The 24,844-nt window shown below is 71.1% G+C and carries 29 protein-coding genes; 16 read left to right on the forward strand and 13 right to left on the reverse strand.

The features are described 5' to 3' along the window. Positions 1 to 13 precede the first annotated feature (13 nt). The 6 genes from ACIPY8_RS06895 (at position 14) to ACIPY8_RS06920 (ending at position 4,477) form a co-directional block, all read left to right on the forward strand. Positions 14 to 715 (forward strand): AzlC family ABC transporter permease, encoded by a 702-nt coding sequence (locus ACIPY8_RS06895; RefSeq protein ID WP_400817669.1) that lies wholly within the window; start codon positions 14 to 16, stop codon positions 713 to 715. Continuing rightward, on the forward strand, positions 712 to 1,026 hold the full coding sequence (locus ACIPY8_RS06900) for an AzlD domain-containing protein (protein WP_400816387.1): 315 nt from the start codon (positions 712 to 714) through the stop codon (positions 1,024 to 1,026). The genes ACIPY8_RS06895 and ACIPY8_RS06900 overlap by 4 nt, the downstream gene beginning before the upstream one ends. A gap of 44 nt (positions 1,027 to 1,070) precedes the next feature. Then, positions 1,071 to 1,565 carry a histidinol dehydrogenase gene (locus tag ACIPY8_RS06905; RefSeq protein ID WP_400816389.1) on the forward strand — a complete coding sequence of 165 codons (495 nt, stop codon included), beginning with the start codon at positions 1,071 to 1,073 and terminating at the stop codon, positions 1,563 to 1,565. A 9-nt stretch (positions 1,566 to 1,574) separates the two neighbouring features. Then, positions 1,575 to 1,895, forward strand: a complete 321-nt coding sequence (gene fdxA / locus ACIPY8_RS06910) for a ferredoxin (protein WP_400816390.1) — start codon at positions 1,575 to 1,577, stop codon at positions 1,893 to 1,895. Between the two features lie 3 nt (positions 1,896 to 1,898). Further along, on the forward strand, positions 1,899 to 3,011 hold the full coding sequence (dapC, locus tag ACIPY8_RS06915; RefSeq protein ID WP_400816392.1) for a succinyldiaminopimelate transaminase: 1,113 nt from the start codon (positions 1,899 to 1,901) through the stop codon (positions 3,009 to 3,011). 170 nt (positions 3,012 to 3,181) lie between these two features. Then, positions 3,182 to 4,477, forward strand: coding sequence for a citrate synthase (locus tag ACIPY8_RS06920; protein WP_400816394.1), 1,296 nt, complete (start codon positions 3,182 to 3,184; stop codon positions 4,475 to 4,477). Positions 4,478 to 4,549: 72 nt separating this feature from the next. Here ACIPY8_RS06920 and ACIPY8_RS06925 read toward each other — a convergent pair whose 3' ends face one another. Further along, the gene (locus ACIPY8_RS06925) at positions 4,550 to 5,929 is read right to left on the reverse strand and encodes a DEAD/DEAH box helicase (RefSeq protein WP_400816396.1); all 1,380 of its coding nucleotides are present in this window, start codon (positions 5,927 to 5,929) and stop codon (positions 4,550 to 4,552) included. A gap of 255 nt (positions 5,930 to 6,184) precedes the next feature. Next, positions 6,185 to 7,138 carry a 2,3,4,5-tetrahydropyridine-2,6-dicarboxylate N-succinyltransferase gene (gene dapD / locus ACIPY8_RS06930; RefSeq protein ID WP_400816398.1) on the reverse strand — a complete coding sequence of 318 codons (954 nt, stop codon included), beginning with the start codon at positions 7,136 to 7,138 and terminating at the stop codon, positions 6,185 to 6,187. 65 nt (positions 7,139 to 7,203) lie between these two features. On the opposite strand from dapD, the gene dapE reads away from it, so the two are divergent. From dapE to ACIPY8_RS06945, 3 genes are all read left to right on the forward strand, one after another. Next, positions 7,204 to 8,277: a succinyl-diaminopimelate desuccinylase gene (gene dapE / locus ACIPY8_RS06935; protein ID WP_400816400.1), complete on the forward strand. Its 1,074-nt coding sequence runs from the start codon at positions 7,204 to 7,206 to the stop codon at positions 8,275 to 8,277. Then, entirely contained in the window at positions 8,259 to 9,476 is a 1,218-nt protein-coding gene (locus ACIPY8_RS06940; RefSeq protein ID WP_400816402.1) for a hypothetical protein, read from the forward strand. The genes dapE and ACIPY8_RS06940 overlap by 19 nt, the downstream gene beginning before the upstream one ends. A gap of 96 nt (positions 9,477 to 9,572) precedes the next feature. Next, a complete protein-coding gene (locus ACIPY8_RS06945; RefSeq protein ID WP_017203323.1) occupies positions 9,573 to 9,746 on the forward strand; it encodes a DUF3117 domain-containing protein in 174 nt (57 codons plus the stop codon). A gap of 90 nt (positions 9,747 to 9,836) precedes the next feature. On the opposite strand, the gene ACIPY8_RS06950 is transcribed toward ACIPY8_RS06945, so the two are convergent. Beyond that, complete coding sequence (locus ACIPY8_RS06950) at positions 9,837 to 10,472, reverse strand: O-methyltransferase (protein ID WP_400816404.1); 636 nt, start codon at positions 10,470 to 10,472, stop codon at positions 9,837 to 9,839. Positions 10,473 to 10,561: 89 nt separating this feature from the next. Here ACIPY8_RS06950 and ACIPY8_RS06955 point away from each other — a divergent pair, with 89 nt between their 5' ends. Next, the gene (locus ACIPY8_RS06955) at positions 10,562 to 10,948 is read left to right on the forward strand and encodes a Sec-independent protein translocase TatB (protein ID WP_400816406.1); all 387 of its coding nucleotides are present in this window, start codon (positions 10,562 to 10,564) and stop codon (positions 10,946 to 10,948) included. Positions 10,949 to 10,967: 19 nt separating this feature from the next. Here ACIPY8_RS06955 and ACIPY8_RS06960 read toward each other — a convergent pair whose 3' ends face one another. From ACIPY8_RS06960 to ACIPY8_RS06975, 4 genes are read right to left on the reverse strand one after another with little or no spacing between them, the layout of a single operon-like run. Further along, entirely contained in the window at positions 10,968 to 11,444 is a 477-nt protein-coding gene (locus ACIPY8_RS06960) for a YcxB family protein (protein ID WP_400816408.1), read from the reverse strand. Between the two features lie 9 nt (positions 11,445 to 11,453). Continuing rightward, positions 11,454 to 12,584, reverse strand: coding sequence for an Mrp/NBP35 family ATP-binding protein (locus tag ACIPY8_RS06965; protein ID WP_400816410.1), 1,131 nt, complete (start codon positions 12,582 to 12,584; stop codon positions 11,454 to 11,456). Further along, entirely contained in the window at positions 12,581 to 13,120 is a 540-nt protein-coding gene (locus ACIPY8_RS06970; protein WP_400816412.1) for a DUF1003 domain-containing protein, read from the reverse strand. The genes ACIPY8_RS06965 and ACIPY8_RS06970 overlap by 4 nt, the downstream gene beginning before the upstream one ends. Beyond that, complete coding sequence (locus ACIPY8_RS06975) at positions 13,120 to 14,430, reverse strand: magnesium transporter MgtE N-terminal domain-containing protein (RefSeq protein ID WP_400816414.1); 1,311 nt, start codon at positions 14,428 to 14,430, stop codon at positions 13,120 to 13,122. Before ACIPY8_RS06975 ends, ACIPY8_RS06970 begins: the two co-directional genes overlap by 1 nt. 99 nt (positions 14,431 to 14,529) lie before the next feature. Here ACIPY8_RS06975 and ACIPY8_RS06980 point away from each other — a divergent pair, with 99 nt between their 5' ends. The 3 genes from ACIPY8_RS06980 to ACIPY8_RS06990 are packed head-to-tail and all read left to right on the forward strand — an operon-like array spanning position 14,530 to position 16,501. After that, on the forward strand, positions 14,530 to 15,225 hold the full coding sequence (locus tag ACIPY8_RS06980) for a general stress protein (RefSeq protein WP_400816416.1): 696 nt from the start codon (positions 14,530 to 14,532) through the stop codon (positions 15,223 to 15,225). Then, positions 15,225 to 15,851 carry a DUF4870 domain-containing protein gene (locus ACIPY8_RS06985; protein ID WP_400816418.1) on the forward strand — a complete coding sequence of 209 codons (627 nt, stop codon included), beginning with the start codon at positions 15,225 to 15,227 and terminating at the stop codon, positions 15,849 to 15,851. Before ACIPY8_RS06980 ends, ACIPY8_RS06985 begins: the two co-directional genes overlap by 1 nt. After that, positions 15,851 to 16,501 (forward strand): alpha/beta family hydrolase, encoded by a 651-nt coding sequence (locus tag ACIPY8_RS06990; protein ID WP_400816420.1) that lies wholly within the window; start codon positions 15,851 to 15,853, stop codon positions 16,499 to 16,501. Before ACIPY8_RS06985 ends, ACIPY8_RS06990 begins: the two co-directional genes overlap by 1 nt. A 4-nt stretch (positions 16,502 to 16,505) precedes the next feature. Here ACIPY8_RS06990 and ACIPY8_RS06995 read toward each other — a convergent pair whose 3' ends face one another. Genes ACIPY8_RS06995 through ACIPY8_RS07005 form a run of 3 tightly spaced genes read right to left on the reverse strand, consistent with a single transcriptional unit; the run spans position 16,506 to position 19,914 of the window. Further along, a complete protein-coding gene (locus tag ACIPY8_RS06995; protein ID WP_400816422.1) occupies positions 16,506 to 17,399 on the reverse strand; it encodes a phosphotransferase in 894 nt (297 codons plus the stop codon). A gap of 9 nt (positions 17,400 to 17,408) precedes the next feature. Next, positions 17,409 to 18,842, reverse strand: coding sequence for an aminopeptidase P family protein (locus ACIPY8_RS07000; RefSeq protein WP_400816424.1), 1,434 nt, complete (start codon positions 18,840 to 18,842; stop codon positions 17,409 to 17,411). Between the two features lie 49 nt (positions 18,843 to 18,891). Beyond that, on the reverse strand, positions 18,892 to 19,914 hold the full coding sequence (locus ACIPY8_RS07005) for an endonuclease/exonuclease/phosphatase family protein (protein ID WP_400816426.1): 1,023 nt from the start codon (positions 19,912 to 19,914) through the stop codon (positions 18,892 to 18,894). An 85-nt stretch (positions 19,915 to 19,999) separates the two neighbouring features. Between ACIPY8_RS07005 and ACIPY8_RS07010 the strand changes: the two genes are divergently transcribed. Continuing rightward, the gene (locus ACIPY8_RS07010) at positions 20,000 to 20,875 is read left to right on the forward strand and encodes a PHP domain-containing protein (RefSeq protein WP_400816428.1); all 876 of its coding nucleotides are present in this window, start codon (positions 20,000 to 20,002) and stop codon (positions 20,873 to 20,875) included. A 53-nt stretch (positions 20,876 to 20,928) separates the two neighbouring features. After that, complete coding sequence (locus ACIPY8_RS07015; RefSeq protein ID WP_400816430.1) at positions 20,929 to 21,951, forward strand: DUF817 domain-containing protein; 1,023 nt, start codon at positions 20,929 to 20,931, stop codon at positions 21,949 to 21,951. Here the strand turns inward: ACIPY8_RS07015 and ACIPY8_RS07020 are convergent. Continuing rightward, positions 21,861 to 23,378, reverse strand: a complete 1,518-nt coding sequence (locus ACIPY8_RS07020) for a DEAD/DEAH box helicase (protein ID WP_400816432.1) — start codon at positions 23,376 to 23,378, stop codon at positions 21,861 to 21,863. The genes ACIPY8_RS07015 and ACIPY8_RS07020 overlap by 91 nt on opposite strands. Before the next feature lie 167 nt (positions 23,379 to 23,545). On the opposite strand from ACIPY8_RS07020, the gene ACIPY8_RS07025 reads away from it, so the two are divergent. After that, a complete protein-coding gene (locus ACIPY8_RS07025) occupies positions 23,546 to 24,259 on the forward strand; it encodes a ferritin-like fold-containing protein (RefSeq protein WP_400816434.1) in 714 nt (237 codons plus the stop codon). Positions 24,260 to 24,295: 36 nt separating this feature from the next. Here ACIPY8_RS07025 and ACIPY8_RS07030 read toward each other — a convergent pair whose 3' ends face one another. Next, entirely contained in the window at positions 24,296 to 24,583 is a 288-nt protein-coding gene (locus ACIPY8_RS07030) for a hypothetical protein (protein WP_400816436.1), read from the reverse strand. Between the two features lie 6 nt (positions 24,584 to 24,589). Then, the gene (locus ACIPY8_RS07035) at positions 24,590 to 24,814 is read right to left on the reverse strand and encodes a DUF3107 domain-containing protein (RefSeq protein ID WP_400816438.1); all 225 of its coding nucleotides are present in this window, start codon (positions 24,812 to 24,814) and stop codon (positions 24,590 to 24,592) included. Between the last annotated feature and the right edge of the window lie 30 nt (positions 24,815 to 24,844).

A 24,844-nucleotide genomic window follows, 5' to 3' on the forward strand; every position in this document is an offset into this window, starting at 1 on the left:
GAACGGCACGGGCGTGACCGCAGAGCGTGAGGTGTGGCGCGAGGCGCTGGGCGTCGTGCTCGCCACCAGTGCGTACGGCGTCTCCTTCGGCGCGCTCGCCGTGGCCTCGGGGCTCGACGTGTGGCAGACCTGCGTCCTGAGCCTGCTGATGTTCACGGGCGGATCGCAGTTCGCGTTCGTCGGGGTGTTCGCGGCGGGGGGCATCGCCGCGCTGCCCTCGGCGATCGCGTCGGCGGTCCTGCTCGGGGTGCGCAACGTCGCCTACGGCATGAGGATGTCGCCGATCGTCGGCACCACCCCAGCGCGGCGGGCGCTCGCGGCGCACTTCACGATCGACGAGTCCACGGCCGTGGCGGTGTCGCAGGGCGATCCGCGGCTCCGCCGCGTCGGCTTCTGGGTCACCGGCATCGGCATCTTCCTGGGGTGGAACGCCACGACGCTCGTCGGCGCCCTCGTGGGGGACGTCCTCGGCGACCCGAAGACCTGGGGGCTGGACGCCGCCGCCGCTGCCGCGTTCCTCGCGCTGCTGTGGCCACGGCTCACGCAGCGTCAGGCGATCGCCGTCGGCATCGCGGCCGCCGTGGTCGCCGCTGCCCTGACGCCCGTGCTCATTCCCGGTCTGCCGGTGCTCGTGGCGGCCGTCGTCGCGATCCTCGTCGGGTGGTTCGACTGGCTCGGGCGCGACGCCGCGCGCCAGCCGGAGGTCGTCCGATGAGCGTGTGGAGCGCGATCCTGCTCGCGGCGGTGCTCTGCCTGGGGCTCAAGGCCGTCGGCTACCTCGTGCCGCCGAAGGTCCTCGAGCGCCCGCGGCCCGCGCGCATCTCCGACCTGCTCACGGTCGCCCTGCTCGCCGCGCTCGTGGCCGTGCAGACCCTGGGCGCCGGACAGGCCGTGGTGGTCGACGCCCGCGTCCCCGCACTGCTCGTCGCCGCAGGGTTGCTCTGGCTCCGTCAGTCCTTCCTCGTGGTGGTCGTCGCGGCCGCGGCGACGGCCGCGCTGCTCCGGCTCCTCGGCCTCGCCGGCTGACGGTCGCGGTCCGATGGCCGGCGCCGCACGCGTAGGATCGTTCCGTGCGTAGCGGATGGATCTCCCGAGTGCTGTCGTGGGTCGCAGCAGCCCTGGTCGGCGGTGTCTTCGGCGTCGCCGGAACGATCGCCCACAGCGTGACGTGGGGACCGGTCCCCACGGGGCTCATCATCGCGGCCGTCGCCTGCGGCGCGATCCTCATCGCGATCCGCGCGCTCACGCACGACCGCGGGGCGGCGCTCGCCGCAGGACTCGGCATGGTGGGGATGCTCATCCTCATCTCCGGCGTCGGTCCCGGCGGGTCGATCGTGGTGCAGGACTCGCTGAGCGGGCGGGTCTGGATCTACCTCGTGGCTGGTCTCGTGCTGCTCGTCGTGGCGTGGCCGTCGCTGTCTCGCCTGCCTGCGCGCACCGTGGCGCCGGAGGTCGCGCCGAGCGGCGCCGTCGATCCGCAGTCGCCTGCCGCCGCGCCGATCACCGAGGTTCCCGGAGCCGCTCCACGGCCGCCTGGCGGAGAGCGCACGGGTCTCGGGTCGTAGACTGGTGGGGTGACGTATGTGATCGCCCTTCCGTGCGTCGATGTCAAGGATCGCGCCTGCATCGACGAATGCCCCGTTGACTGCATCTACGAGGGTGAGCGCTCGCTGTACATCCACCCCGACGAGTGCGTGGACTGCGGCGCCTGCGAGCCCGTGTGCCCCGTGGAGGCCATCTACTACGAGGACGACCTCCCCGAGGAGTGGCAGGACTACTACAAGGCCAACGTCGAGTTCTTCGACGAGGTCGGCTCGCCGGGCGGTGCGGCCAAGGTCGGCGTGATCGCGCACGACCACCCCATCATCTCGGCGCTCCCGCCCCAGGGCGAGTAGTCCGTGAGCGTCCACGACCTCGCCGACTATCCCTGGGATGCGGTCGTCCCTTACCGTGAGCGCGCCGCGCAGCACCCCGCGGGCCTCGTCGACCTGTCCGTCGGCTCGCCGGTGGACCCGACGCCCGAGGTGATCCGTCGGGCGCTCTCCGAGGCGACCGACGCGCACGCCTACCCCCAGACGGTCGGCACGCCGTCGCTGCGCGAGGCGATCGTCGACTGGTACGCCCGTCGTCGTGGCGTCACCGACCTCACGGTCGACAACGTGCTGCCCACGATCGGCTCGAAGGAGCTCGTCGCACTGCTGCCGACCCTGCTGGGACTGAGGGAGGGCGACATCGTCGTGCACCCCCGCGTGGCGTACCCGACGTACGAGGTCGGCGCGCGCGTCGTGGGCGCGACCCCGCTGCCCGCCGACGACCCCGCCGAGTGGCCCGAGGGCGCGAAACTCATCTGGATCAACACCCCCGGCAACCCCGACGGGCGCACCTGGACCGTCGACGAGCTCGCCGCAGCCGTGCACCGCGCACGCGAGCTCGGCGCCGTCCTCGCGAGCGACGAGTGCTACGCCGAACTGGGGTGGGACGGGCCGTGGGCGTCCGAGCCGGTGCCCTCCGTCCTCGATCCGCGGGTCACCGGCGGCAGCAGGGCGAACCTTCTGAGCGTGTACTCGCTGAGCAAGCAGTCGAACCTCGCCGGCTACCGCGCGGCGTTCCTCGCGGGATGCGCACGCATCGTCGGTGAGTTGCTGACGGCGCGCAAGCACCTCGGTCTCATGCCCCCGGCTCCGGTGCAGCACGCCATGGCGGTCGCGCTCGGCGACGACGACCACGTCGCCGCGCAGAAGGAGCTGTACCGCGAGCGTCGCGATGCGCTCCGTCCGGCGCTCGAGTCGGCGGGCTTCCGCATCGACGGCTCGGAGGCCGGCCTCTACCTGTGGGCGACCGCGGGGGAGGACGCCTGGGTGAGCATGGCGAAGCTCGCCGACCTCGGCATCCTGGCGGGGCCAGGACCCTTCTACGGGGCGCACTCGGGAGAGCACGTGCGGCTCGCGCTGACGGCGCCGACCGAGCGCGTGCTCGAGGCTGCGCGCCGCCTGCGTTCCGCATCTCTGTAGGTTTTCCCCGGCACATCCGTATTGTTTTGTCGGTTGTCACAGTAGGCCGGTGCGACTACTAGGCTGTAAAGGCGATTCGGTCGCGTATCGACGATCTCGATCCGACCCGGCGCACGACGCCGTGACATCGCCACATCCGGCTTGATGAAGACCCAAGAGGAGGCCCACGCGTGAGCGCAGCGGCAGACCAGCAGGCGAAGGCGACGCTGACCATCGGTGAGACCACCGCCGAGTTCCCGGTCGTACGCGGCACCGCCGGCCACGACAGCATCGACTTCTCGACCCTGACCCGCCAGACGGGCTATACGGGGCTCGACTACGGATTCGTCAACACGGCGTCGACGAAGTCCGAGATCACCTTCATCGACGGAGACAAGGGCATCCTGCGCTACCGCGGCTACCCGATCGAGCAGCTCGCGGGCAACACGAGCTACCTCGAGGTCGCCTGGCTCCTCATATACGGCGAGCTGCCCTCGGCGGCCGAGCTCGCCGAGTTCGACGAGAAGATCCGCCGTCACACGCTGCTGCACGAGGACCTCAAGCGCTTCTTCTCGGCGCTGCCCCACACCGCGCACCCCATGTCGGTGCTGTCGTCGGCCGTCGCGGCGCTCTCCACCTACTACGAGGGCCAGACCGACCCGCACGACCCCGAGCACGTCGAGCTCAACATGATCCGCATGCTGGCCAAGCTCCCGGTCATCGCGGCATACGCGCACAAGAAGAGCGTCGGCCAGGCGTTCCTCTACCCGGACAACTCGCTCGGCTTCGTCGAGAACTTCCTCAAGCTCAACTTCGGCGTCAACTCCGAGCCGTACGAGATCAACCCGGTGATGTCGAAGGCCCTCGAGCTGCTCCTCATCCTCCACGAGGACCACGAGCAGAACGCGTCGACCTCGACCGTGCGTCTGGTCGGTTCGACCGGCGCCAACCAGTTCGCGTCGATCTCCGCCGGCATCCAGGCGCTCTCCGGTCCGCTGCACGGCGGCGCCAACGAGGCCGTGCTGACGATGCTCGGACAGATCCGCGACTCGGGTCAGAGCGTCTCGCGCTTCGTCGAGCGGGTGAAGAACAAGGAAGAGGGCGTGAAGCTCATGGGCTTCGGGCACCGCGTGTACAAGAACTACGACCCGCGCGCCAAGCTCGTCAAGGAGGCCGCGGGCGAGGTGCTCGCCGAGCTCGGCGTCACCGACCCGCTTCTCGACCTCGCGCAGGAGCTCGAGGAGATCGCCCTCGCGGACGACTACTTCAAGGAGCGTCGCCTCTACCCGAACGTCGACTTCTACACCGGCGTGATCTACAAGGCGATGGGCTTCCCCACGCGCATGTTCACGGTGCTGTTCGCGATCGGCCGTCTTCCCGGCTGGCTCGCCCAGTGGCGCGAGCTGCAGCTCGACCCGCAGACCAAGATCGGCCGCCCGCAGCAGCTGTACACGGGGTCGGCGGAGCGCACCTTCCAGACGCGCTGACCGGCCGTCGCCGCAGACGAGAAGAGCGGATGCCGTCACGGCATCCGCTCTTCCTGTCTGTCGGGATCCGGGTCAGCGACCCTGGTAGCCGCGACCGCGACCGCCCTGGCCGCCCTGCCGCGAGCCGCCCTGCGGCTGGCCGCCCTGGCCGCCCTGGCCGCCGGAGCGGGGGCGACGACGGCGACGCGACGGCGGGGTGGTCGCCGAGGACTTCTCGCCGCCGTTCGGGCGCTGCTTCGGGGCCTGTCGCTGCTGCTGCTGCACGGGAGCGGGGCGCACGTGCGGGGCGCGCTCCGGGACGAGCTCGGTGACCGCGGCGGCCGTGAGGTCTTCCAGGGGCGCGCTGATAGCTGCCTTGCGGAGGAGGTCCTTCACATCGCGGCGCTGCTCGGGGAGCACGACAGTGACGACCGTGCCCGCCGCGCCGGCGCGCGCCGTGCGGCCGGAGCGGTGCAGATACGCCTTGTGCTCCATGGGCGGGTCGACGTGCACCACGAGGTCGACATTGTCGACGTGCACACCGCGAGCCGCGACATCGGTCGCGACGAGCACGCGCACGCCGCCGTCCTCGGGGTCGGAGGAGAAGGCGCCGAGGTTGCGCTCGCGCGCGTTCTGCGACAGGTTGCCGTGGAGGTCGACCGCGGGGATGCCCGCCGCGGTCAGCTGCTTCGCGAGCTTCTTGGCCTGGTGCTTGGTCCGGGTGAAGAGGATGCGGCGGCCGGTGCCCGACGCGAGGTCGCGCACGAGGGTGGTCTTGTTCTCGGTGGAGTCCACGACGAGCACGCGGTGCGTCATCTCGCCGACCGGCACGCTGGCCTCGTCGACCTCGTGGCTCACGGGGTTCACGAGGAATCGGCGGGCGAGGGTGTCGATGCCGCGGTCGAGCGTGGCGCTGAACAGCAGGCGCTGCCCGCCCGCCGGCGTCGCGGTGAGGATGCGGGTGACGCCGGGCAGGAAGCCGAGGTCGGCCATGTGGTCGGCCTCGTCGAGCACGGTGACCTCGATGTCGCTGAGGCGCACGACCTTCTGCTTCATGAGGTCCTCGAGGCGCCCCGGGCAGGCGACGACGATGTCGACGCCGCCGTTCAGAGCCTGCTCCTGCGGGCGCTGGCTGACACCGCCGAAGACCGTGGTGACCTTGAGGCCGGCGGCTGCGGCGAGCGGTGCCACGGTCGCGGCGATCTGCGTCGCGAGCTCACGGGTCGGTGCGAGGACCAGACCGCGGGGCAGGCCGGCGCGGCGCTTGCGTCCGGAGGCGGCGAGGCGCGCGACGAGCGGCAGGGCGAAGGCGATCGTCTTGCCGCTGCCGGTGCGCCCGCGACCGAGGAGGTCGCGGCCGGCGAGGGAGTCGGGAAGCGTGTCGCGCTGGATCGCGAACGCCTCGGTCTTGCCGGACTCGGCGAGAACGGCGGCGAGGTCGGCGGGAACGCCGAGATCGAGGAAGGAAGGCATGGAAAACTCCGACAGCGCGCACGGCGGATCGCACGCGAGGGTTCTTGGGTGGAGGTGGCGACGGCGCAGGCAGCGCATCGGTTCGCCGTGCGAAAGGCCAGCAGCGGCTGGTACGGGAGCAGCGTTCCGCGTGCTCGTTTCGGTCCTCGGAGACCCCGTTACGACGACGACATCAGCGGACGTGGCGTCCGGATGACTTACTCAGCATATCAGTGCGGGACCGGCCGAGCCTGGATGACGCGGCAGGAGCGCTGCTCAGGCGTGGAGCGCCTCGTTCAGGGTCACGCCGACGCCCGCGCGGCGCACGGCCTCGACCGCTCCGCTGAGCGAGTTGCGGCGGAACAGGAGGCCGTTCTCGCCCGAGAGCTCCGAGCCCTTGACGGTCGGGCGTCCACCACCCGGTGTCGCGGGTCCATCGGCGAGCACGATCTTGGTGCCGGCGGTGACGTAGAGGCCGGCCTCGACGACGCAGTCGTCGCCCAGCGAGATGCCGATCCCCGCATTGGCGCCGAGCAGCGTGCGGGCGCCGATCGACACCCGGTGCGACCCCCCGCCCGACAGCGTGCCCATGATCGACGCCCCTCCGCCGATGTCGCTGCCGTCGCCGACGACGACGCCCTGCGAGATGCGGCCCTCGACCATCGAGGCGCCGAGCGTGCCGGCGTTGAAGTTCACGAACCCCTCGTGCATCACCGTCGTGCCGGGCGAGAGGTAGGCGCCGAGGCGCACGCGCGACGCGTCGGCGATGCGCACGCCGGTCGGCTGCACGTAGTCGGTGAGGCGCGGGAACTTGTCGAGGCCCTGCACCTGGATGCCGGCGCGCTGCAGGAGCGGACGCAGGCGGGCGGCGTCGTCGGGGTGCACGGGGCCGGCGTTGGTCCACGCGACGATCGGCAGGTGCGCGAAGATCCCGTCGAGGTTGACCTCGTTCGGGCGTACGACGAGGTGCGACAGAGCGTGCAGGCGGAGGTAGGCGTCGGCGGTGGAGACGGGGGCCGCGTCGAGATCGACGTGCAGTTGCACGGCCTCGACCGTGACGTTCCGGCGCTCATCCGGTCCGGCGACCGCATCCAGGGTGAGGAGCGCCGCTGCCGCATCGCCCGCGGTCGGCGCGGTCGTGGAGACCTCGGGGAACCACGCATCCAGCGCGGTGCCGTCCGCGGCGATGGTCGAAAGTCCGGTACCCCACACGGTGCGCGCCTCAGTCATGCCTCCACGCTAGCGTCCCCGCCTGTGCGCCGACGCGCACGTGACGCGATAAGTAGGCTGGGGGGATGGTGCTCGATCTGACCGCGTCCTCCCTCGATCTGACCCGTGCGATCTGCGACGTCCCGAGCGTGTCGGGCGAGGAGAAGACGCTCGCCGACCTGGTCGAGGACGCCGTCTCCGGGTACGCGCACCTCGAGGTCATCCGGCACGGCAACACGATCGTGGCGCGGACCGACCTCGGTCGGACGCAGCGCGTCGCGATCGCGGGGCACATCGACACCGTGCCGATCAACGCCAACGTCCCCACACGCGACATCGAGATCGACGGGGAGCCGTATCTCTGGGGGCGCGGCACCGTGGACATGAAGGGCGGCGTCGCAGTCCAGCTCAAGCTCGCGGCCGAACTCGCCGATCCCGCGGTCGACATCACGTGGATGTGGTACGACAACGAGGAGGTCGAGGCGTCGAAGAACGGCCTCGCACTCCTCGCCGCCGTGCGGCCCGACCTGTTCCAGGCGGACTTCGCGATCCTCGGGGAGCCCTCGAACGGCGAGGTCGAGGGCGGCTGCAACGGCACCATGCGCGCGATCGTCCGCACCTCGGGAGTCCGTGCGCACGCGGCCCGCGCCTGGATCGGCGAGAACGCCATCCACCGCGCCGCGCCGATCCTCGCCCGCCTCGCCGAGTACCGGGCGCGCGAGGTGCCGGTCGAGGGGCTGCTGTACCGCGAGAGCATGAGCGCCGTCCGCATCTCCGGCGGCGTCGCGGGCAACGTGATCCCCGACGCGTGCGAGGTCGAGGTCAACTACCGTTTCGCGCCCAGCAAGAGCGCCGCCGACGCCGAGGCGCACATCCGCAACCTGCTCGCCGGGTTCGAGGTCGAGATCACGGATGCGGCGGAGGGCGCCCGTCCGGGGCTCGACGCCCCGATCGCCCAGGAGTTCGTCGCCGCCGTCGGCGCCGAGCCCCGGCCCAAGTACGGCTGGACCGATGTCGCGCGCTTCTCGGCGCTCGGCATCCCCGCCGTGAACTACGGTCCCGGCGACCCGCACCTCGCGCATCACGACGAGGAGCGCGTGCCCGTCGCGCAGATCGACGCCGTCGAGCGAGGACTGCGCGCATGGCTCAGCTCGCGCTGACAGCCGCCCGTCGCTGGGCCGGCATCCCCCTCCCGGGGCGGATCGCGATCGTGTACGTCGCCGCCCGCCTCGTCACGACCGCGCTCCTGATCGTGGCCGCGCTGCAGTCGACGACGTTCTCGCGTTTCGGCGCCGATCCCGGACTCACCGATTTCGTCGTCGGCTGGGACGCGCAGTGGTACTGGCTGGTCGCCGAGCGCGGGTACCCGTCGGAGCTGCCGCTCACCGATGCGGGCGACGTCGCCGAGAACGCCTGGGCCTTCATGCCGGTGTTCGCGTTCGTCGCCAAGGGCGTCGGATTCGCGTTCGGCTCGTGGGGGATGGGCGCGCTGCTCGTGTCGCTCGTGGCGGGGTACCTCGCATGCCTCGCACTGCATCGACTGCTGCGCGACCGCATCGGACGATCGGCGGCGATGTGGGCGGTCGTGTTCTTCGCGTTCGGACCTCTCGCCGCGATGTTCCAGGTCGGATACGCCGAGACCCTGTTCCTGCTGCTGCTGTTCCTCGCGCTCGACGCGACGGTGCGACGACGCTATGCCTGGCTGTACGTGCTGATCCCGGTCATGGCGTTCACGCGTCCCGGCATCCTCGCTTTCGCGCTGTATCTCGGGCTCCACGGCATCCTCCGTCTGGTGCACCGTCGGGAGGACCCGCTCGTCCGGCGGGAGGTCGTGCACATCCTGGCGCTCGGCGCCCTCGCCACGGTCTGCGGATTCGCGTGGCAGGGAATCGCCGCGCTCGTGACAGGCGATCCCGGGGCGTATCTCTCGACCGAGCTGGCATGGCGGCAGCATTGGATCCTCGGCGGCGTGGACGGCTTCGTCCCGTTCGAGGGCTGGGTGCAGGCGTCGTCGTTCTGGTTCGCGCAGTGGGGGCTTCCGGGGGAGTGGGGACCCGTCGTCCTCGTCCTGCTCGTCGTGGGGATGGCGGCGGCTCTGCTGCTCCTCCCCCAGGTGCGCGCGCTCGGCCCCGACCTCCGGCTCTGGAGCGCGAGCTACCTCCTCTACCTCCTCGCGGTGTTCTTCCCGCAGTCCAGCACCTTCCGGCTGCTGCTGCCGCTCAGCCCGCTGTGGGGAGCGGTCGCGGTACCTCGTTCGCGCCTATGGCGCGTCGGGGTCCTCGCGATGTGCGTGCTCGGTCAATGGGTGTGGATCCACCACGTCTACGCGCTCGGGAACACGTTCTGGCAGGTCCCGTGAATGTTAATCCTTGATGCATTTCTTCACGGGCGACGCTCAGGTTCGAGTGACACCCGATAAACTGGTCGCATACCACCGGAGGAAAAGGAGCCCACGATGGCAGCGATGAAGCCGAGGACCGGAGACGGACCCATGGAGGCCGTGAAAGAAGGGCGACTCATCATCGTGCGCGTCCCGCTCGAAGGCGGCGGCCGTCTGGTCGTCTCCGTGAACGACGCCGAAGCGAAGGAGCTTCACGACGTGCTGGCAGCCGTCGTGGCGCCGGCCTGATCGACTCGGGCCCGCTCTCACGCGGACCCGAAGAGGGCGACGGATCGGATCCGTCGCCCTCTTCGCGTATCCGGGACGAACCCAGGGGCGTCAGTCGGTGCCGACGCTGAGGAGCTGGAGAAGACCCTCGGCGGCCGGCGACACGGTCGCGAGCACGGCCGCGGACTCCTGCGTCTCCTGGACGAGGGAGCGATAGGCGGCCGTGATCTCGTCGCGCTGCACCGGGTCGGCCACGCGGCCTCCTGCGAGGACGCGGGGCACGAGCACCATCCCGCCGGTGCGCACCAGGCGCAGGCCGTGCTCGACGTATTCGATGACGTTCTCGGGGTCGGCGTCGACGAGCACGATGTCGTAGGACGCCTCGTTCATGCGGGGCAGCACGTCGGAGGCACGCCCGGTGATGAAGCGCGCCTTGGTCGCGGGGATGCGCGCATCCGCGAAGGCCTGTCGCGCCGCGGCGAGATGCTCGGGCTCGTTGTCGATCGAGGTCAGCACGGCCTGCGGAGCCCCGCGGAGGAGCCACAGGCCCGAGACCCCGGCGCCGGTCCCGATCTCCACGATCGAGCGCGCGCCGGTCGCCGCCGCGAGGACCGCGATCTGCGAACCGAGGGCCGCGCTGATCGGGGCCGCTCCGAGCTCGACGGCGTGGGCGCGGGCGCGGGCGATCGAGGACGGCTCGACGATGGACTCGCGGAGGAAGCGTGCGTTCGCATCGTTCTCGCTCATGCCCTGGATCTCCTGCCTGACGGGTGTGTTCTCCCAGGGTATGCGCTCGGCGTGCGGCGGGCGGGCAGGCGCGGCGGTAGCCTGGAGAGATGCAGTTCGGGATCACCTTCGAGAAGCTGCTGCTGATCGGTCTGATCGCTGTGCTGCTCGTCGGACCGGAGCGGCTGCCGCGCTACGCCGAGAGCGTCGCGAAGCTCGCGCGCCGAGCGGGCGAGTTCCTCCGCGACACCAAGACGCGTGTGCGCGACGAGATGGGTCCGGAGCTGGACGATGTCGACTGGCGCCGCCTCGACCCTCGGCAGTACGACCCTCGGCGCATCATCCGCGACGCGCTGTTCGAGGACGACAACACCCCCGCCCGTGCGACCCCGACCCCGGTCGTGGCGGAGCCGGCCGTCGTCAAACCGGACTCGCGGGTGGTCCGGCCCGACTTCTCGCGCGAGACACCGCCGCCGTACGACCCCGAGTCCACCTGAGCGGTCCGGGCGCTCCGCGTCAGGCGACGCTGAGGCGCAGCCGGGCGATGTCATCGTCCGTGAGCAGCACGCGGGGGACGACCGTGATCGCCGAGCTGTTCCGGATGCGCAGGATCACGGCGTCGCGGCCGACCCTGATCCCCTCGAACTCGCGGTAGCGGATGTCCGACACCCGGCGGTCGGCGCCGATCTGCAGGGTGTCCGCTTCGAGACGAGCCCACACGACCGTGCCCGGCGGCGTCGCCGTGCGCACGGCGCGACGAGCGCCCGCCACGGTGGCGAACACGGCGACGGCTCCCAGGCCGATGGTCGCAAGCGGAAGCCACGCCGCGGAGTTCGCATCATCGGCTGCCCCGGTGCCGAGCGTCAGGAAACTCAGCGCGAGACCGGCGGCCAGCGCCACCCACATCACGATGGCCCACGGGCGGGTCAACCCGTACACGGCCGCATCGCGTGCCATCCGACGCAGGAGGCTCTCATCGATCGTGACGGTCATGGGATCCTCTCAGCCCAGGGTCATCGGCAGCGGTCGACCGGACAGCCCGCGTCCGCGGCGGGACAGCGAGCGCGCGAGGTCGCTGACGGCCGACGCCGCGGCGTCCGTCGGGTCGGTGAGCACGATGGGCGCCCCCGCATCGCCGCCGGCGCGCAGCCCGGGGCTCAGCGGGATGCTCGCGAGCAGGGGGACCTCCTCGGTCTCGGACAGAGCCTCGGCGACGGCTGCGCCCCCTCCGGATCCGAACAGGTCGACGACGGTGCCGTCGGGCAGGGTGAGCGGGCCCATGTTCTCGACCACGCCGATCACCCGCTGACCCGTCTGCCGCGCGACGAGGCCGCTGCGGATCGCGACGTCCGCGGCCGCGGCCTGCGGGGTCGTCACGACGAGCACCTCGGCGTGCGGGAGGATCTGTCCGATCGAGATCGCGATGTCACCCGTGCCGGGCGGCATGTCGATCAGCAGCACGTCGAGGTCGCCGAAGAACACGTCGGTGAGGAACTGCTGCACGGTGCGGTGCAGCATCGGTCCGCGCCACGCGACGACGGCCTCCCCGTCGCGCAGGAACATGCCGATCGAGATGGTCTTCACACCGTGTGCGACAGGCGGCAGCATCAGGTCGTCGATGCGTGTCGGCTGCGTACCGGCGGGGATGCCCAGCAGCCCGGGGATCGAGAAGCCGTGCACGTCGGCGTCGACGAGACCCACGGCGAGACTCTGCTGGGCGAGCGCGACCGCGAGGTTCGCCGTGACCGTGGACTTGCCCACGCCTCCCTTGCCGCTGGACACGAGGATCACCCGCGTCAGCGAGTCGGGACCGAACGGCATCTGCCGCGGCGCGCGCCCGTCGCGGAGCTTCTCGGTCAGTGCCTTGCGCTCGGTGGGAGTCATGACCCCCACCTCGACCGCGACCTCGTCGACGCCGGACACGGAGGCCGCCGCCGCACGCACGTCGGACTCGATGCGCTGCGCCGCGGGGCACCCGACGATCGTCAGCACGATGGCGACATGCGCCACGCCGTCGTCGACCGAGATGTCGCGGACCATGTCGAGATCGCCGATGGGGCGGCGCAGCTCGGGGTCCGAGACGGCCGAGACGGCCGAGCGGACGGCGTCGGCGGCGCTCGAGCCCGGGGTCATGGGGTGGAGCGGCCGCTCGACCGCCGCTCGTCGACAGGCGCCGCTGAGTGCTCGTCGGAATCGCCGAGCTCCGCCAGCAGCGCCTTCAGCTCCTGACGCAGCACGTCGCGCGTCACGACCTGGGAGTTGCGCTCCTCGAGGGACATGCGCAGGGCGACGATCTCGCGGGCCAGGTACTCGGTGTCGGCGAGGTTGCGCTCGGCGCGCTGGCGGTCCTGCTCGATCTGCACGCGGTCGCGGTCGTCCTGCCGGTTCTGCGCGAGGAGGATCAGCGGGGCGGCGTACGAGGCCTGCAACGACAGCATGAGCGTGAGGGCCGTGAAGCCGAGAGCGGCATCGTCGAAGCGCAGCTCGTCGGGGAGCAGAGTGTTCCAACAGATCCACAGCACGCAGAAGAGGGTGAGGATCAGCAGGAACGCGGGGGTCCCCATGGCGCGGGCGACCCACTCGGTGAAGCGGCCGAACCTGTCGCGGGAGGTCGCGCGAGGGCGGGAGGATCCGCGGCCGGGGGCGTCGAGGCGAGGAGAGCGGGCCATCATCCCACCTCCTTCCGCGGCGCGGCGGAGGACCCGGACGCGGCGGCACCCGGGGCGGTCGCCTGCACGGGCTCGTCGCTGTCGTGCGTGCGCCAGTCATCCGGCAGGAGGTAGTCGAGCACGTCGTCGATGCTGATCGCGCCGACCAGTCGATGCGCCGTGTCGATCACGGGGAGCGAGACGAGGTCGTAGCTCGCGAGCATCCGGGCGACCTCGGCGGCCGAGGCGGTGACGGGCACCGGCTCGAGGCTGTCGTCGACGATCGCACCCAGGCGCTCGTGCGGCGGATAGCGCAGCATCCGCTGGAAGTGCACCATGCCGAGAAGGCGCCCGGTGGGGGTCTCGAACGGCGGCAGGGTCACGAACACGGCCGCGGCGAGGGCCGGGTGCAGCTCGTGACGACGGATCAGCGCGAGGGCCTCCGCGACGGTGGCGTCGGCGGAGAGGATGATCGGCTCCGGCGTCATGAGGCCGCCCGCCGTGTCGGGGCCGTAGCGGAGCAGCATGCGCACGTCCTCCGCCTCCTCCGGCTCCATGAGCTCGAGCAGCTGCTCCAGGCGGTTCGGCGGCAGCTGGGCCAGCAGGTCGGCGGCGTCGTCCGGCTCCATCTGATCGAGGATGTCCGCGGCGCGCTCGTCGCCGAGACGGTCGAGGATGTGCACCTGCTCGTCCTCGGGCATCTCCTCGAGCGCGTCGGCGAGACGGTCGTCGGAGAGCTCCTCGGCGACCTCGATCATGCGCTGCTGCGGCAGGTCGAGCAGAGTGTTCGCGAGGTCGGCGGCGTGCAGCTCGGAGTACGACGCCACGAGCTGCTCGGCGGACTGGGCCTCACCGGGCGCACGCTCCTCGGCGACCTCGCTCCATGCGGCGAACGTGGTCGGGCCCTTGGCGAAAGGCGAGGCGCTCGTCTTGGGGCGGCGGAGGAAGAGCTGGCTGATCGCCCACTCACCGAGGCGGTTCGGCTCGATCGCGACGTCCTCGATCACGGCGTTGCCGCTGCCGTCGACGAGGTTCACGCGACGGCCCAGGAGTTCGGCGAGGACGCGCACCTCACCCGCACGCGGAGAGAACCGGCGCACGTTGATGAGGCCCGTGCTGATCACCTGACCGGCGCGGATGGAGGTCACGCGTCCGATCGACAGGAACACCTGACGGCGCCCGGGGATCTCGACCACGAGGCCGATCACGCGGGGGGCCGCGGTACTTCGATACACGATGACGACGTCACGGACCTTGCCGAGCCGGTCGCCCACGGGGTCGAAGACGGCGCACCCTGCCAGGCGCGCGGCGAATACCCGTTGTGTGCTCACTCGTCCAGCGTAGTCCGCGGGGCGGGCGGGGAACGCGGCATCCGTGTCCGATCCGCCCGCTCCCGGTCCGATCAGGGGGAGGCATGGAACAATGGCGGGATGAGCATGCTGAACCGTCCAGCCGACAGCCGCGACGAGGGAGAGATCGTCGCCTCGACGCGTGACTACGAGGGTGCGCAGAAGACGGTCTCGAAGCTGATCGCGCAGGAGGTGCCGGCGCGCGACATCGCGATCATCGGTCAGAGCGTGCGCACGGTCGAGCGCATCACCGGCCGGCTCGGCTACGCCGCGGCCGCCCGCTCGGGAGCCATCAACGGCGTCCTGATCGGTCTCTTCCTCGCGGCGATCCTCGTGATCGGCAACCCTGAGGTCCCGATCCAGCTGTTCGTCGGATTCGTCTTCATCGGCGTCGCGCTCGGCATGATCCTGAGTCTCGTGACGTACGCGATCGTGCGCCGTCGCCGGGACTTCGCGAGCGTGACGCAGTTCGCCGCCGACCACTACGAGGTCCGGGTGCAGGCCGCGTCACTCGCGAAGGCGCGCCAGGTGCTGGGCGCGGTTCGGCCCGCCACGGTGCGTCCGCCGGTGAACCTCGACGAGCCGCCGCGATACGGCGAGCGGATCACGCCCGGCAGCGGAGAGGGCCAGGCGCAGCCGCCCGCGGCCCCCGCCGACCAGACGCCTCCGGCGACCGAGCCGGAGATCCCGCCGCGCCCCGCCGATCCGGTCGCCGAGCCCGAGTCGGGCGACGACGTGCCGCAGACCGGCGCCCCGAAGCCCGCTGAGGGTGCCTGATGAGCTCGAACGAGCCGTTCGGCCAGGATCCCCAGCAGCCGCCGGTCCATCCTGAACCTGCGGCGCCGCCCGCTCCGCCGCTGGCCCCCGGCCAGTCCGCCCCGTCCGTCGCGCCCGGCTTCCCTGCGCAGGCGCCGGGCTATCAGGCTCCGGCTCCGACGCATCCCGCGGCAGCCCCCGGGTATCCGGCGCCCGCCCCCGGATATCCCGGCGGCGTGTATCCGCCTGCTCCTGCTCCCCGTGGACTCCTGCCCTGGGCGCTGGGCCTCCTGATTCTCGTGCCGTTCCCCTTCGTCGGCGGACTAGCCTCGGGGATCGCGATGGCCGTGAGCGGTGGAGCGTCGCGCCGGTTCGGCGGAGTGGCCCGAGAGAACGCGCGCGTCGCGCTCAACTGGGGCCTCACCTATCTGCTGCTGTCGGTCGTGCTGATCGTCTCGCACTTCGTTCTGCTGTTCGCGCTCTCCGCGAATGGGCCCGTGACGGGCTTCTACCCGTTCGGCACCGTCATCACGATCTACTTCGCGCTGTCGGTGCTGCACCTCGTGCTCGTGATCGTCGGCATGGTGCGGGCATCGGCGGGCAAGGTCATGCGGATCCCGTTCGCGATCCCGTACCTGCGCCGCTGATGGTCGAGATCCGGGTCGAGCTGCCGGCCGGGGCGACGACCGTGTCCGGCGACTGGACCGAGGGATCGCGCGACGACGTCGTTCTGATCGCCCACGGCGCGGGGACGGGCAAGGACCACCCGTTCCTCACCGGATTCGCCGACGCCCTCGGTGCGCTCGGATACTCGACCCTGCGTTTCAACTTCCCGTACGTCGAACAGGGACGTCGGATGCCGGGACCCGCCGCCCACGCCGTGGCGACGTGGAATGCGGTGGTGGCCCACGCGCGAGAGCAGGCGCCGTCCGCGCGCATCTGGGCGACGGGCAAGTCCTACGGCGGACGCATGGCGTCGATGGCCGTGGCCGAGGGGCTCGCGGTCGACGGTCTCGCCTACCTCGGCTACCCGCTGCACCCGCCCGGTCGCCCGGAGAAGCCCCGCGCGGAGCACCTGCCGTCGATCGCGGTGCCCCAGCTGTTCGTGGAGGGCTCGAACGACCCGTTCATCCAGCCGCTCGATCAGTTCGAGAGCGTCGTCGCCACCTGCCGCGACGCGCGCGTCGTGTGGATCGAGGGCGGTGGCCACACGTTCGAGGTTAAGGGACGCAAGCGTCCTGCCGACGAGATCGGCGCTTCTCTCGCGCCGATCGTCGCGGAGTTCGTGCGGTCCTGACGCTTCAGGCGAGCCGCGCCAGTTCCTCGTCCTCCCGCAGACGGCGCACGGTCGAGAGTCCGAGCGCGCTCATCGCCGGATTCGACGTCTCGTAGTACCAGACGAGTCCCATCGCCTGCTGCAGCGCCCAGGCCGCGCCCCGATGCCACATCACGGCATCCGCGCCGAGCCCGTCACGGATGATCGCGCGGCGGTCGGCGTCGAACAGGTGCCAGGCCGCGACGAGGTCGAGTGCCGGATCCGCCGGTCCGAAGCCGCCGGTGTCGAGCACCCCGGTCAGACGTGCGCCCGTGGCGAGGAGGTTGAACGGCGTGAGATCGCGATGGCTCATGACGTCGGGACCGGCGGACGGGAGGTCGTGCAGAGCGTGCCACAGCCGCCGCGTGCGATCGACGTCGACGAGATGGGCGCTCCGGGTCAGGCAGTGCTCGACCCAGTCGTCGTGGTCGCGCAGGCGTCCGCCGCGTCCGCGACCGTCGAACGCCCGCCCGCGCACGTCGGCGGTCCGGAGAGCGGAGATCACGCCGACGACATCGTGGGCGAACTCCGCGGACGACTCGTGCGAGTCGGGCGCGACGGCGTCGCCCGCGATCCACGTCTGCACTGCCCACGCGGAGGCGAAATCGGAGGATGCCGGAGCGATGCCCACCGGAGCGGGCGACGGGACCGGTGCGACGTCGATGAACTCGGCGATCGCCGCGGCCTCCGTGCGCAGCTGCTCCTCGGATTCCTCCAGGAGCGGGAAGCGCGCGACGTGCCCGTCGCCGATCCGGATGATCGTGTTCACCGTTCCCGCGGTCCGCAGACGCCGCAGGGGGAGGCCGGCGAGCTCGGGGAAGCGCTGCGCGATCAGTCGCGCAGCGATGTCGTCGGAGACCCCGAGCTCGTCGTCATGCACGCGTGGCGCTCAGCCCTGAACCCGGGCGATCCACGCCTCGATCTCGTCGGCCGTGCGCGGGATGTCGGCCGAGAGGTTCACGGGGCCGTCCTCGGTCATGAGGATGTCGTCCTCGATGCGCACGCCGATGCCGCGGTACTCGGCCGGCACCGTCACGTCGTCGATCTGGAAGTACAGGCCGGGCTCGATCGTGAACACCATGCCCGGGGCGAGGATGCCGTCGTAGTACATCTCCCGGCGGGCCTGCGCGCAGTCGTGCACATCGATGCCGAGGTGGTGCGACGTCCCGTGCACCATATAGCGGCGGTGCTGGCCGCCGGCATCCGCGTCGAGCGCCTCCTCCGCGGTCACCGGGAGCAGACCCCACTCCGCCGTGCGAGCGGCGATGACCTTCATGGCCGCCTCGTGCACCTCGCGGAAGCGCACGCCGATGCGCGCGGCGGCGAACGCGGCGTCCGCGGCCTCCCGCACGGTCTCGTACACGCGGCGCTGCACGTCGGTGAAGGTGCCCGACACGGGGAGCGTGCGGGTGATGTCGGCGGTGTACAGGCTGTCGGCCTCGACGCCGGCGTCGACGAGGATCAGGTCGCCCGGCACGACGGTGCCGTCGTTGCGGGTCCAGTGCAGGTAGCACGCATGCGGGCCGGAGGCGGCGATCGTGTCGTAGCCCTCGCCGTTCCCGTCCTCGCGCGCGCGACGGTGGAAGACGCCCTCGACGACGCGCTCGCCGCGCGCGTGCGAGACCGCGTCGGGAAGGGCGCGGATGATGTCGTCGAAGCCCTGCGCCGTGATGTCGACGGCGCGGCGCATCTCGGCGATCTCGTACTCGTCCTTGACGAGGCGCAGCTCGGAGACGACGCGGGTGAGGTCCTCGGACTCCTCGAGGACCAGCTCGTCGTCCGCGGCGGCGAAGTCGTCGAGGTGAGCGGTCGCGATGCCCAGGTCGGCGGCGACGCCCGCGAGGGAGGGACGGGGGCCGATCCAGAACTCGCCCACGGTCGCGTCGGCGTAGAACTCCGTGGTCGTGCGGTCGGCGCGCTCGCGGAAGTACAGGGTCACGTCGTGGCCGTCGGCGGTCGGCTCGAACACGAGGATCGAGTCGGGTTCGGAGTCGGCCGCCCAGCCGGTGAGGTGGGCGAAGGCCGAGTGCGCGCGGAACGGATAGTCCGTGTCGTTGCTGCGCTGCTTGAGCGAGCCGGCGGGGATCACGAGGCGCTGCCCCGGGAAGGCGGCGGAGACGGCGGCGCGGCGGGTCGCGGCGTACGGAGCCTGTGCGCGCGCGGACGGAAGGGGCTCGGGGCGCTCGGCCCAGCCCGTGGAGATCGTGTCGAGGAATCCGCGCGGGAACGGCTGCTTGCGGTTGGTGGTCCCGTTCTCGACGGGCTTCTCCGCGGGGGTCTCGACGGCGGGCTCTGCGATCGTGTCGCGTTCTGCGGTGCTCATCCCTCCAGTCTGTCACCTGAGAGCCGGACGCGGGATGCCACCGGGGCGCTCAGCCCGCCGGCTCCAGCTGCACGACGAGCGCGCGGTGGTCGCTGCCGCTCGCGTCGTCGATCACCTCCGACCCGGTGGGGGTCCAGTTCGGCGAGGCCATGACGTGGTCGATGGGCGTGCTGAGCAGCGCGGGGAGTGAGCTCGGCCACGTGCCGCTCAGCCCGTTGCCCGTGCGGGAGGCGACGTCGCGGCAATAGCCCATGTCGCCGCCGTCGACGCCGAGTCCCGCCATGTGGTCGACGGTCGCGTTGAAGTCGCCGGCGATCACGAAGTTGCCCTCGGGGCACTGGTCGGCGATCCAGCGCAGGTCGCTGCGCCAGCCCTCCATCTCCTCCATGCGCGGGGCCACGGCGTGCACCGCGACGATCGTCGGCCCCGTGCCTCCGACCGGCATGAGCACCGCGCTCGGGACCGAGCTCGTGTTGCTGGTGCCGTCCTCCGACGACTCGATCACCGAGTACTCGCCGAGCTCGGGCGACACCAGCACCGTCGTGAACCAGGACTTCGGACCGTCGACGACGTCGGGCTTGAACTGCACATGGTGCACCCACATCGGGTGGCCCTGCTCGCGGAGCATCACCGCGACCTGCTCTCCGACGGCCTCCGTGGTCTCGGGCAGCGCCACGATGTCGGCGCCCTGGTCGAGCACCTGCCGGGCGATCGTCTCGGCGGAGACGGCGTCGCCCGCGGTGTTCCAGGTGAGCACGCGGATGCTGGTGTCGGTCGCCGCGGGGAGACCGGCCGTGCCGAATCCGCGGGTCAGGCCGACCGCCGCCGTGGCCCCTGCCCCGAGCAGCGCCACGAGCAGGATCGACGCGGCGAATCCGCGGAGCGACCTGGCGGTCAGCAGGAGCAGCGCCACCACCGCGAGGGCGAGGAACGCGGCGAGCACGACCCCTCGCGCGGCGACGATCTGCGCGAACGGGAAGGTCTGCTCGAGGTGGAAGAACTGCGGCCACACCACGATCGCCGTCCCGATCGCGAGCAGCACGGTGAACAGGATCCCCAGAAGTCTCAGCATCCCCTCCAGCCTAGGAGTGCTCGCTGGGAAGACCCTGCCGCGGGCGTGCGCGTCCGTCGGCCGCCGCGCTCGGTACGCTCGGAGGATGGCCGTCGTTCGCTCGCACCGATTCGCGGGTCCCGCTGACCTGCATCTGCACTCCAACCACTCGGATGGGACGGAGTCCCCGCGGGAGGTCGTGCGGCAGGCGCAGGCGCACGGTGTGCGCACGCTCGCACTCACCGACCACGACCGCACCACGGGCTGGGACGCGGCGGGCGAGGAGGCCGTGAGCCGCGGGATGACCTTCCTGCCCGGTATGGAGCTCTCCGCCAAGCACGAGTGGCGCAGCGTGCACGTGCTCGGCTACCTGTTCGACCCGGCGCACCCCGGCCTCGTGGCCGAGACCGAACGGATCCGCGGCGACCGGATCGGCCGCGCGGAGCGCATCGTGCGCAACATCGGCCGCGACTTCGATCTGCACTGGGACGACGTGCTCGCACAGACCACGCCGGATGCGACGGTCGGCCGTCCGCACATCGCGGACGCGCTCGTGGCCCGGGGCATCGTCCGCGACCGCACCGAGGCGTTCGACGGCATCCTGCATCCGCGCGAGGGGTACTACGAGCCCCACTACGCGCCCGACCCTCTCACGGCCGTGCGGCTGATCACGGACGCCGGGGGAGTGGCGATCATCGCCCACCCCGTGACGAGCGGACGCGATCGGATGATGCCGATCCCGTTCATCGAGCGTCTGATCGCGGAGGGCCTCGGGGGATTCGAGATCGATCATCGCGAGAACACCGAGTCCGGCAAGCGGACGCTGCGCCGCCTGGCGGCGGAGCACGATCTGATCGTGACGGGGTCGAGCGATTATCACGGCAGCGGCAAGCCCAACCGCCCCGGTGAGAACACGACGGCGGACGACATGGTGGCCCGACTGATCGATCGCGCGACGGGCGTCGAGCCTCGCTACCCCTGACCTCTCGGCGAGTTCACGGCGGGCTGTCGACGACGGCGGATACTCTTCCCGGCATGCAACGGGCGACATCCCTGGAACGGCGCATCGACGCGATCGCCCACCGTGTACTGAGCGATTCCCCGGCCGGAGGGCTCAGGGCAGGACTCGTCGAGTTCGCGGTCTTCGTGCTGAAGCAGGCCTGGGCGTGCGTGTTCGGCGCCGCGCTCCTGGTGGCGATCGTCGCGGCGCGGCTCTGGTACCCGGACGACGCGGTGCTCGCACGCAACGACGCCCTGACGATCACCGCGGTGCTGATCCAGGTGGCGATGCTCGTGTTCCGGCTCGAGTCGGGGCGCGAGCTCTGGGTGATCGTGCTCTTCCACCTCACCGGGACGGCCATGGAGCTGTTCAAGACCGACGTCGGATCGTGGGCCTATGCCGCGGACGGCATCCTGCGCATCGGCGGCGTGCCGCTGTTCAGCGGCTTCATGTACGCGGCGGTGGGCTCGTACATGGTGCGGGTGCACCGGCTTTTCGACCTCGGGTTCACGCGCTACCCCTGGCGCTGGCTCACGACCGTGCTCGCGGCCGCGATCTACGTCAACTTCTTCACGCACCACTGGTGGTGGGACGCCCGCTGGGTGCTGCTCGTGGCCGTCGTGCTGCTTTGGCTGCCGACGATCATGCACGCCCGGGTCTGGCGGCGCACGATCCGCCTGCCGCTGCTCGCGGTGTTCGCGGGAGTCGCGGTGTTCATCTACCTCGCCGAGAACATCGGCACGTGGGCGGGCGCCTGGGCGTATCCCGATCAGGTCGTGGCCTGGCAACCGGTCTCGCTCAGCAAGCTCAGCTCGTGGTTCCTGCTCATGATCATCTCGGTCGTGATGGTGACGTGGGTGTATCCACCGCGGTCGCCGGTGGCGGCCGGTGCGGACGGGACGACAGTGGGGGCGGATGCCGCTGCTGCAGCATCCGCCCCCACGGAGGTCGATCGGGTCGCGGGCGCTCAGGCCCCGGCGACCGGAGTGGTGCCCGCGGCACCCGAGCCGCCGCGGCGACGACGACGGCGGCGCGCGGGAGCCGGCTTGCCGTCGTGATGCTCCTTGCCGGCGCCGTCGTGCGTGCCGGCGCCCTCGGCGCTGCGGTCGGCTGTGGGCGCGGACTGCCCCTCACCGGATGACGAGTCGGTCGATCCCTCGGCGAACGTCGAGCCCACCGGGTTCGCACCGCCGCGACGGCGGCGACGGCGACGCGTGCCGCCTTCCGCGGTGCCCTCGGCGGCCGCATCGGCGGCGCGCTCGGGTCGCGGCTGGCGGGCGGGCTTCTCGGTCTTCGGCGCCGTGACGAGACGACCCTTGGTGCCGGCCGGGATGTCGAGGTCCTCGTACAGGTGCGGGCTCGAGGAGTATGTCTCCAGCGGCTCCGGCTGGCCGAACTCCAGTGCCCGGTTGATGAGGGCCCATTTGTGCAGGTCCTCCCAGTCGACGAACGTCACCGCGATGCCGGTCTTGCCGGCGCGACCCGTGCGGCCGGCGCGGTGGAGGTACGTCTTCTCCTCGTCCGGGATGGTGTGGTTGATGACGTGCGTCACATCGTCGACGTCGATGCCGCGCGCGGCGACGTCGGTCGCGACGAGCACGTCCTTCTTGCCCGCCTTGAACGCCGCCATCGAGCGCTCGCGCTGATCCTGGCCCATGTCGCCGTGCACGCCGCCGACGTTGAAGCCGCGGTCGCCGAGCTCGTCGACCAGTCGCTGCGCCGCGCGCTTGGTGCGCGTGAAGATCACGGTCTTGCCGCGTCCCTCGGCCTGGAGGATACGGGCGATGACCTCGTCCTTGTCCAGCGAGTGCGCGCGATACACGAGGTGCTTGATGTTCGCCTGCGTCAGACCCTCGTCGGGGTCGTTGGCGCGGATGTGGATCGGGTTCGACATGAAGCGTCGGGCGAGCGCCACGATCGGTCCGGGCATGGTCGCCGAGAACAGCTGCGTGTGGCGGACGGCCGGGACCTTCTGGAAGATCTTCTCGATGTCGGCGAGGAAGCCGAGGTCGAGCATCTTGTCGGCCTCGTCGAGCACGACCTCGGTCGCGTTCGACAGGTCGAGCAGGCGCTGGCCCGCGAGGTCGATCAGACGACCGGGGGTGCCCACCACGATCTGCGCGCCGGCCTTGAGCTGGTCGATCTGTCCCTCGTAGGCCTTGCCGCCGTAGATCGCGACGACGCTCGTGGAGCGGTTGCTCGTGAGCAGGTCGATGTCCTCGTAGACCTGCACCGCGAGCTCGCGGGTCGGGACGACGATGAGCGCCTTCACGCCGGGCTCGGGGTCGAGTCCGAGGCGCTGGACGACGGGGATGCCGAAGCCGAAGGTCTTGCCCGTGCCGGTCTTGGCCTGGCCGATGATGTCCTGCCCGGGCAGCCCGAGCGGGATGGTCTGCTCCTGGATGGGGAAGGCGTCGACGATGCCCTTCGCGGCGAGTGCGTCGACGATGTCCTGATCGATTCCGAGATCAGCGAAAGATGTCAATGTTCAGATGCCTGTCCGGCGACCGGTGAGATCGCCACGTTCACGGATCCACGCCGTCTCTTGTGCCACAGGCGCGGGCCCCGCTCCAACGGCGGGGACGGGAACAGCCTACCCCGAGGGTGCGCTTGCGCCTGGAACTGCGCCGCCGCCCGGGTATTGTGAAGCCCGTGGTCAACTGGTTCTGGAAGCGGAGGACGCCCCGGCGCACGCTGACGCTGCGCAGTCGCGGCGATCAGGGCACGGCGACCCGAGTCGACTTCGCGGAGGTCGCCCCCGAGCTCGACCGCTTCCTCGGGCAGGCGGCGTACCTGCAGCTCGGCTACTTCGAGACGCTCACGCGCCTCATCCGTGCGACGCCCGAGCTCTCCGAGAAGGAGTCGCTGTCGCGTGCGGCAGGGGCCGCGCTCACGAAGCACAAGGCCATCGTCGACCTCATCGCCGAGCGGGGGGACGACCCCACGCAGCTGATGCTGCCGTTCCGCGAGAACCTCGACGCGTTCCGCCGCAAGACGATCGGCGCGCGCCCGCGCGAGACGCTGCTCTCGGTGTACATCACGGCAGGCATGCTCGACGACTTCTACCTCGCCCTCGCTTCCAGCTACGGCGAGGTCGGGGAGCGCGTGGTCGCGATCCTCAGCGAGGACGACGCCAGGCACGAGATCGTCGCGATCATCCAGGAGACGATCGACGGCGACGGGGAGTGGCGCTCCCTGCTGTCGATGTGGGCGCGGCGGCTCGTGGGCGACACGATCCTCGTGTGCCGCTCGGCGCTGCGCCAGCCGGAGCTCGCCGCGATGACCGAGGAGCGCGTCGAGCCCGTGTACACCGAGCTGATGGGCGCCCACGCACGCCGCATGGACGCGATGGGACTCGCCTCCTGAGAGGAACCGAGTCCGGTCGGGGGAACCGGCTCGCGGTCAGATGCCGAGCGCGACCTTGGCCTCGGCGTCCGTGCGGCGACGGACCGCCACGATCACCGCGGTGACGGCCGCGGCCACCACGACGGCGCCGAGCACGCTCGCGAGCCACAGCCACACGCTGTCCTCGCCGACGCCGAGCCACTGCAGGCCCGTGTAGGCGATCGCGGACAGGGCTGTCGCGATCGCCGGAGCGAGCGCGACGCCGCGGAGCTCACGACCCGGCAGCACGAAGTGCGCGGCGATGCCGAGCGCGCAGGCGCCGATCAGCGCGAGGAGGATGTACACGGCGGGTCAGGCCACGAAGCCGACGCGGCGCGATTCCTCGGTGCCGAGCTCGATGTAGGCCAGCTGAGCGGTCGGGACCAGGTAGGAGTTGCCCTTGACATCGGCGAAGCTCAGGTGCGGCGTGCTCTGCTCCAGCGCCGCCGAGACCTGGGAGCGGACCTCGTCCGCGCTCGCGGCGGTCTCGAAGCTGAGCTCGCGGCCGGTGTTGATGATGCCGATGCGGATTTCCACGCGTACTCCCGTTGTCGTTTCGACCTTGCT

The organism is Microbacterium sp. NPDC089696, from assembly GCF_044749125.1.
Lineage (GTDB): Bacteria > Actinomycetota > Actinomycetes > Actinomycetales > Microbacteriaceae > Microbacterium.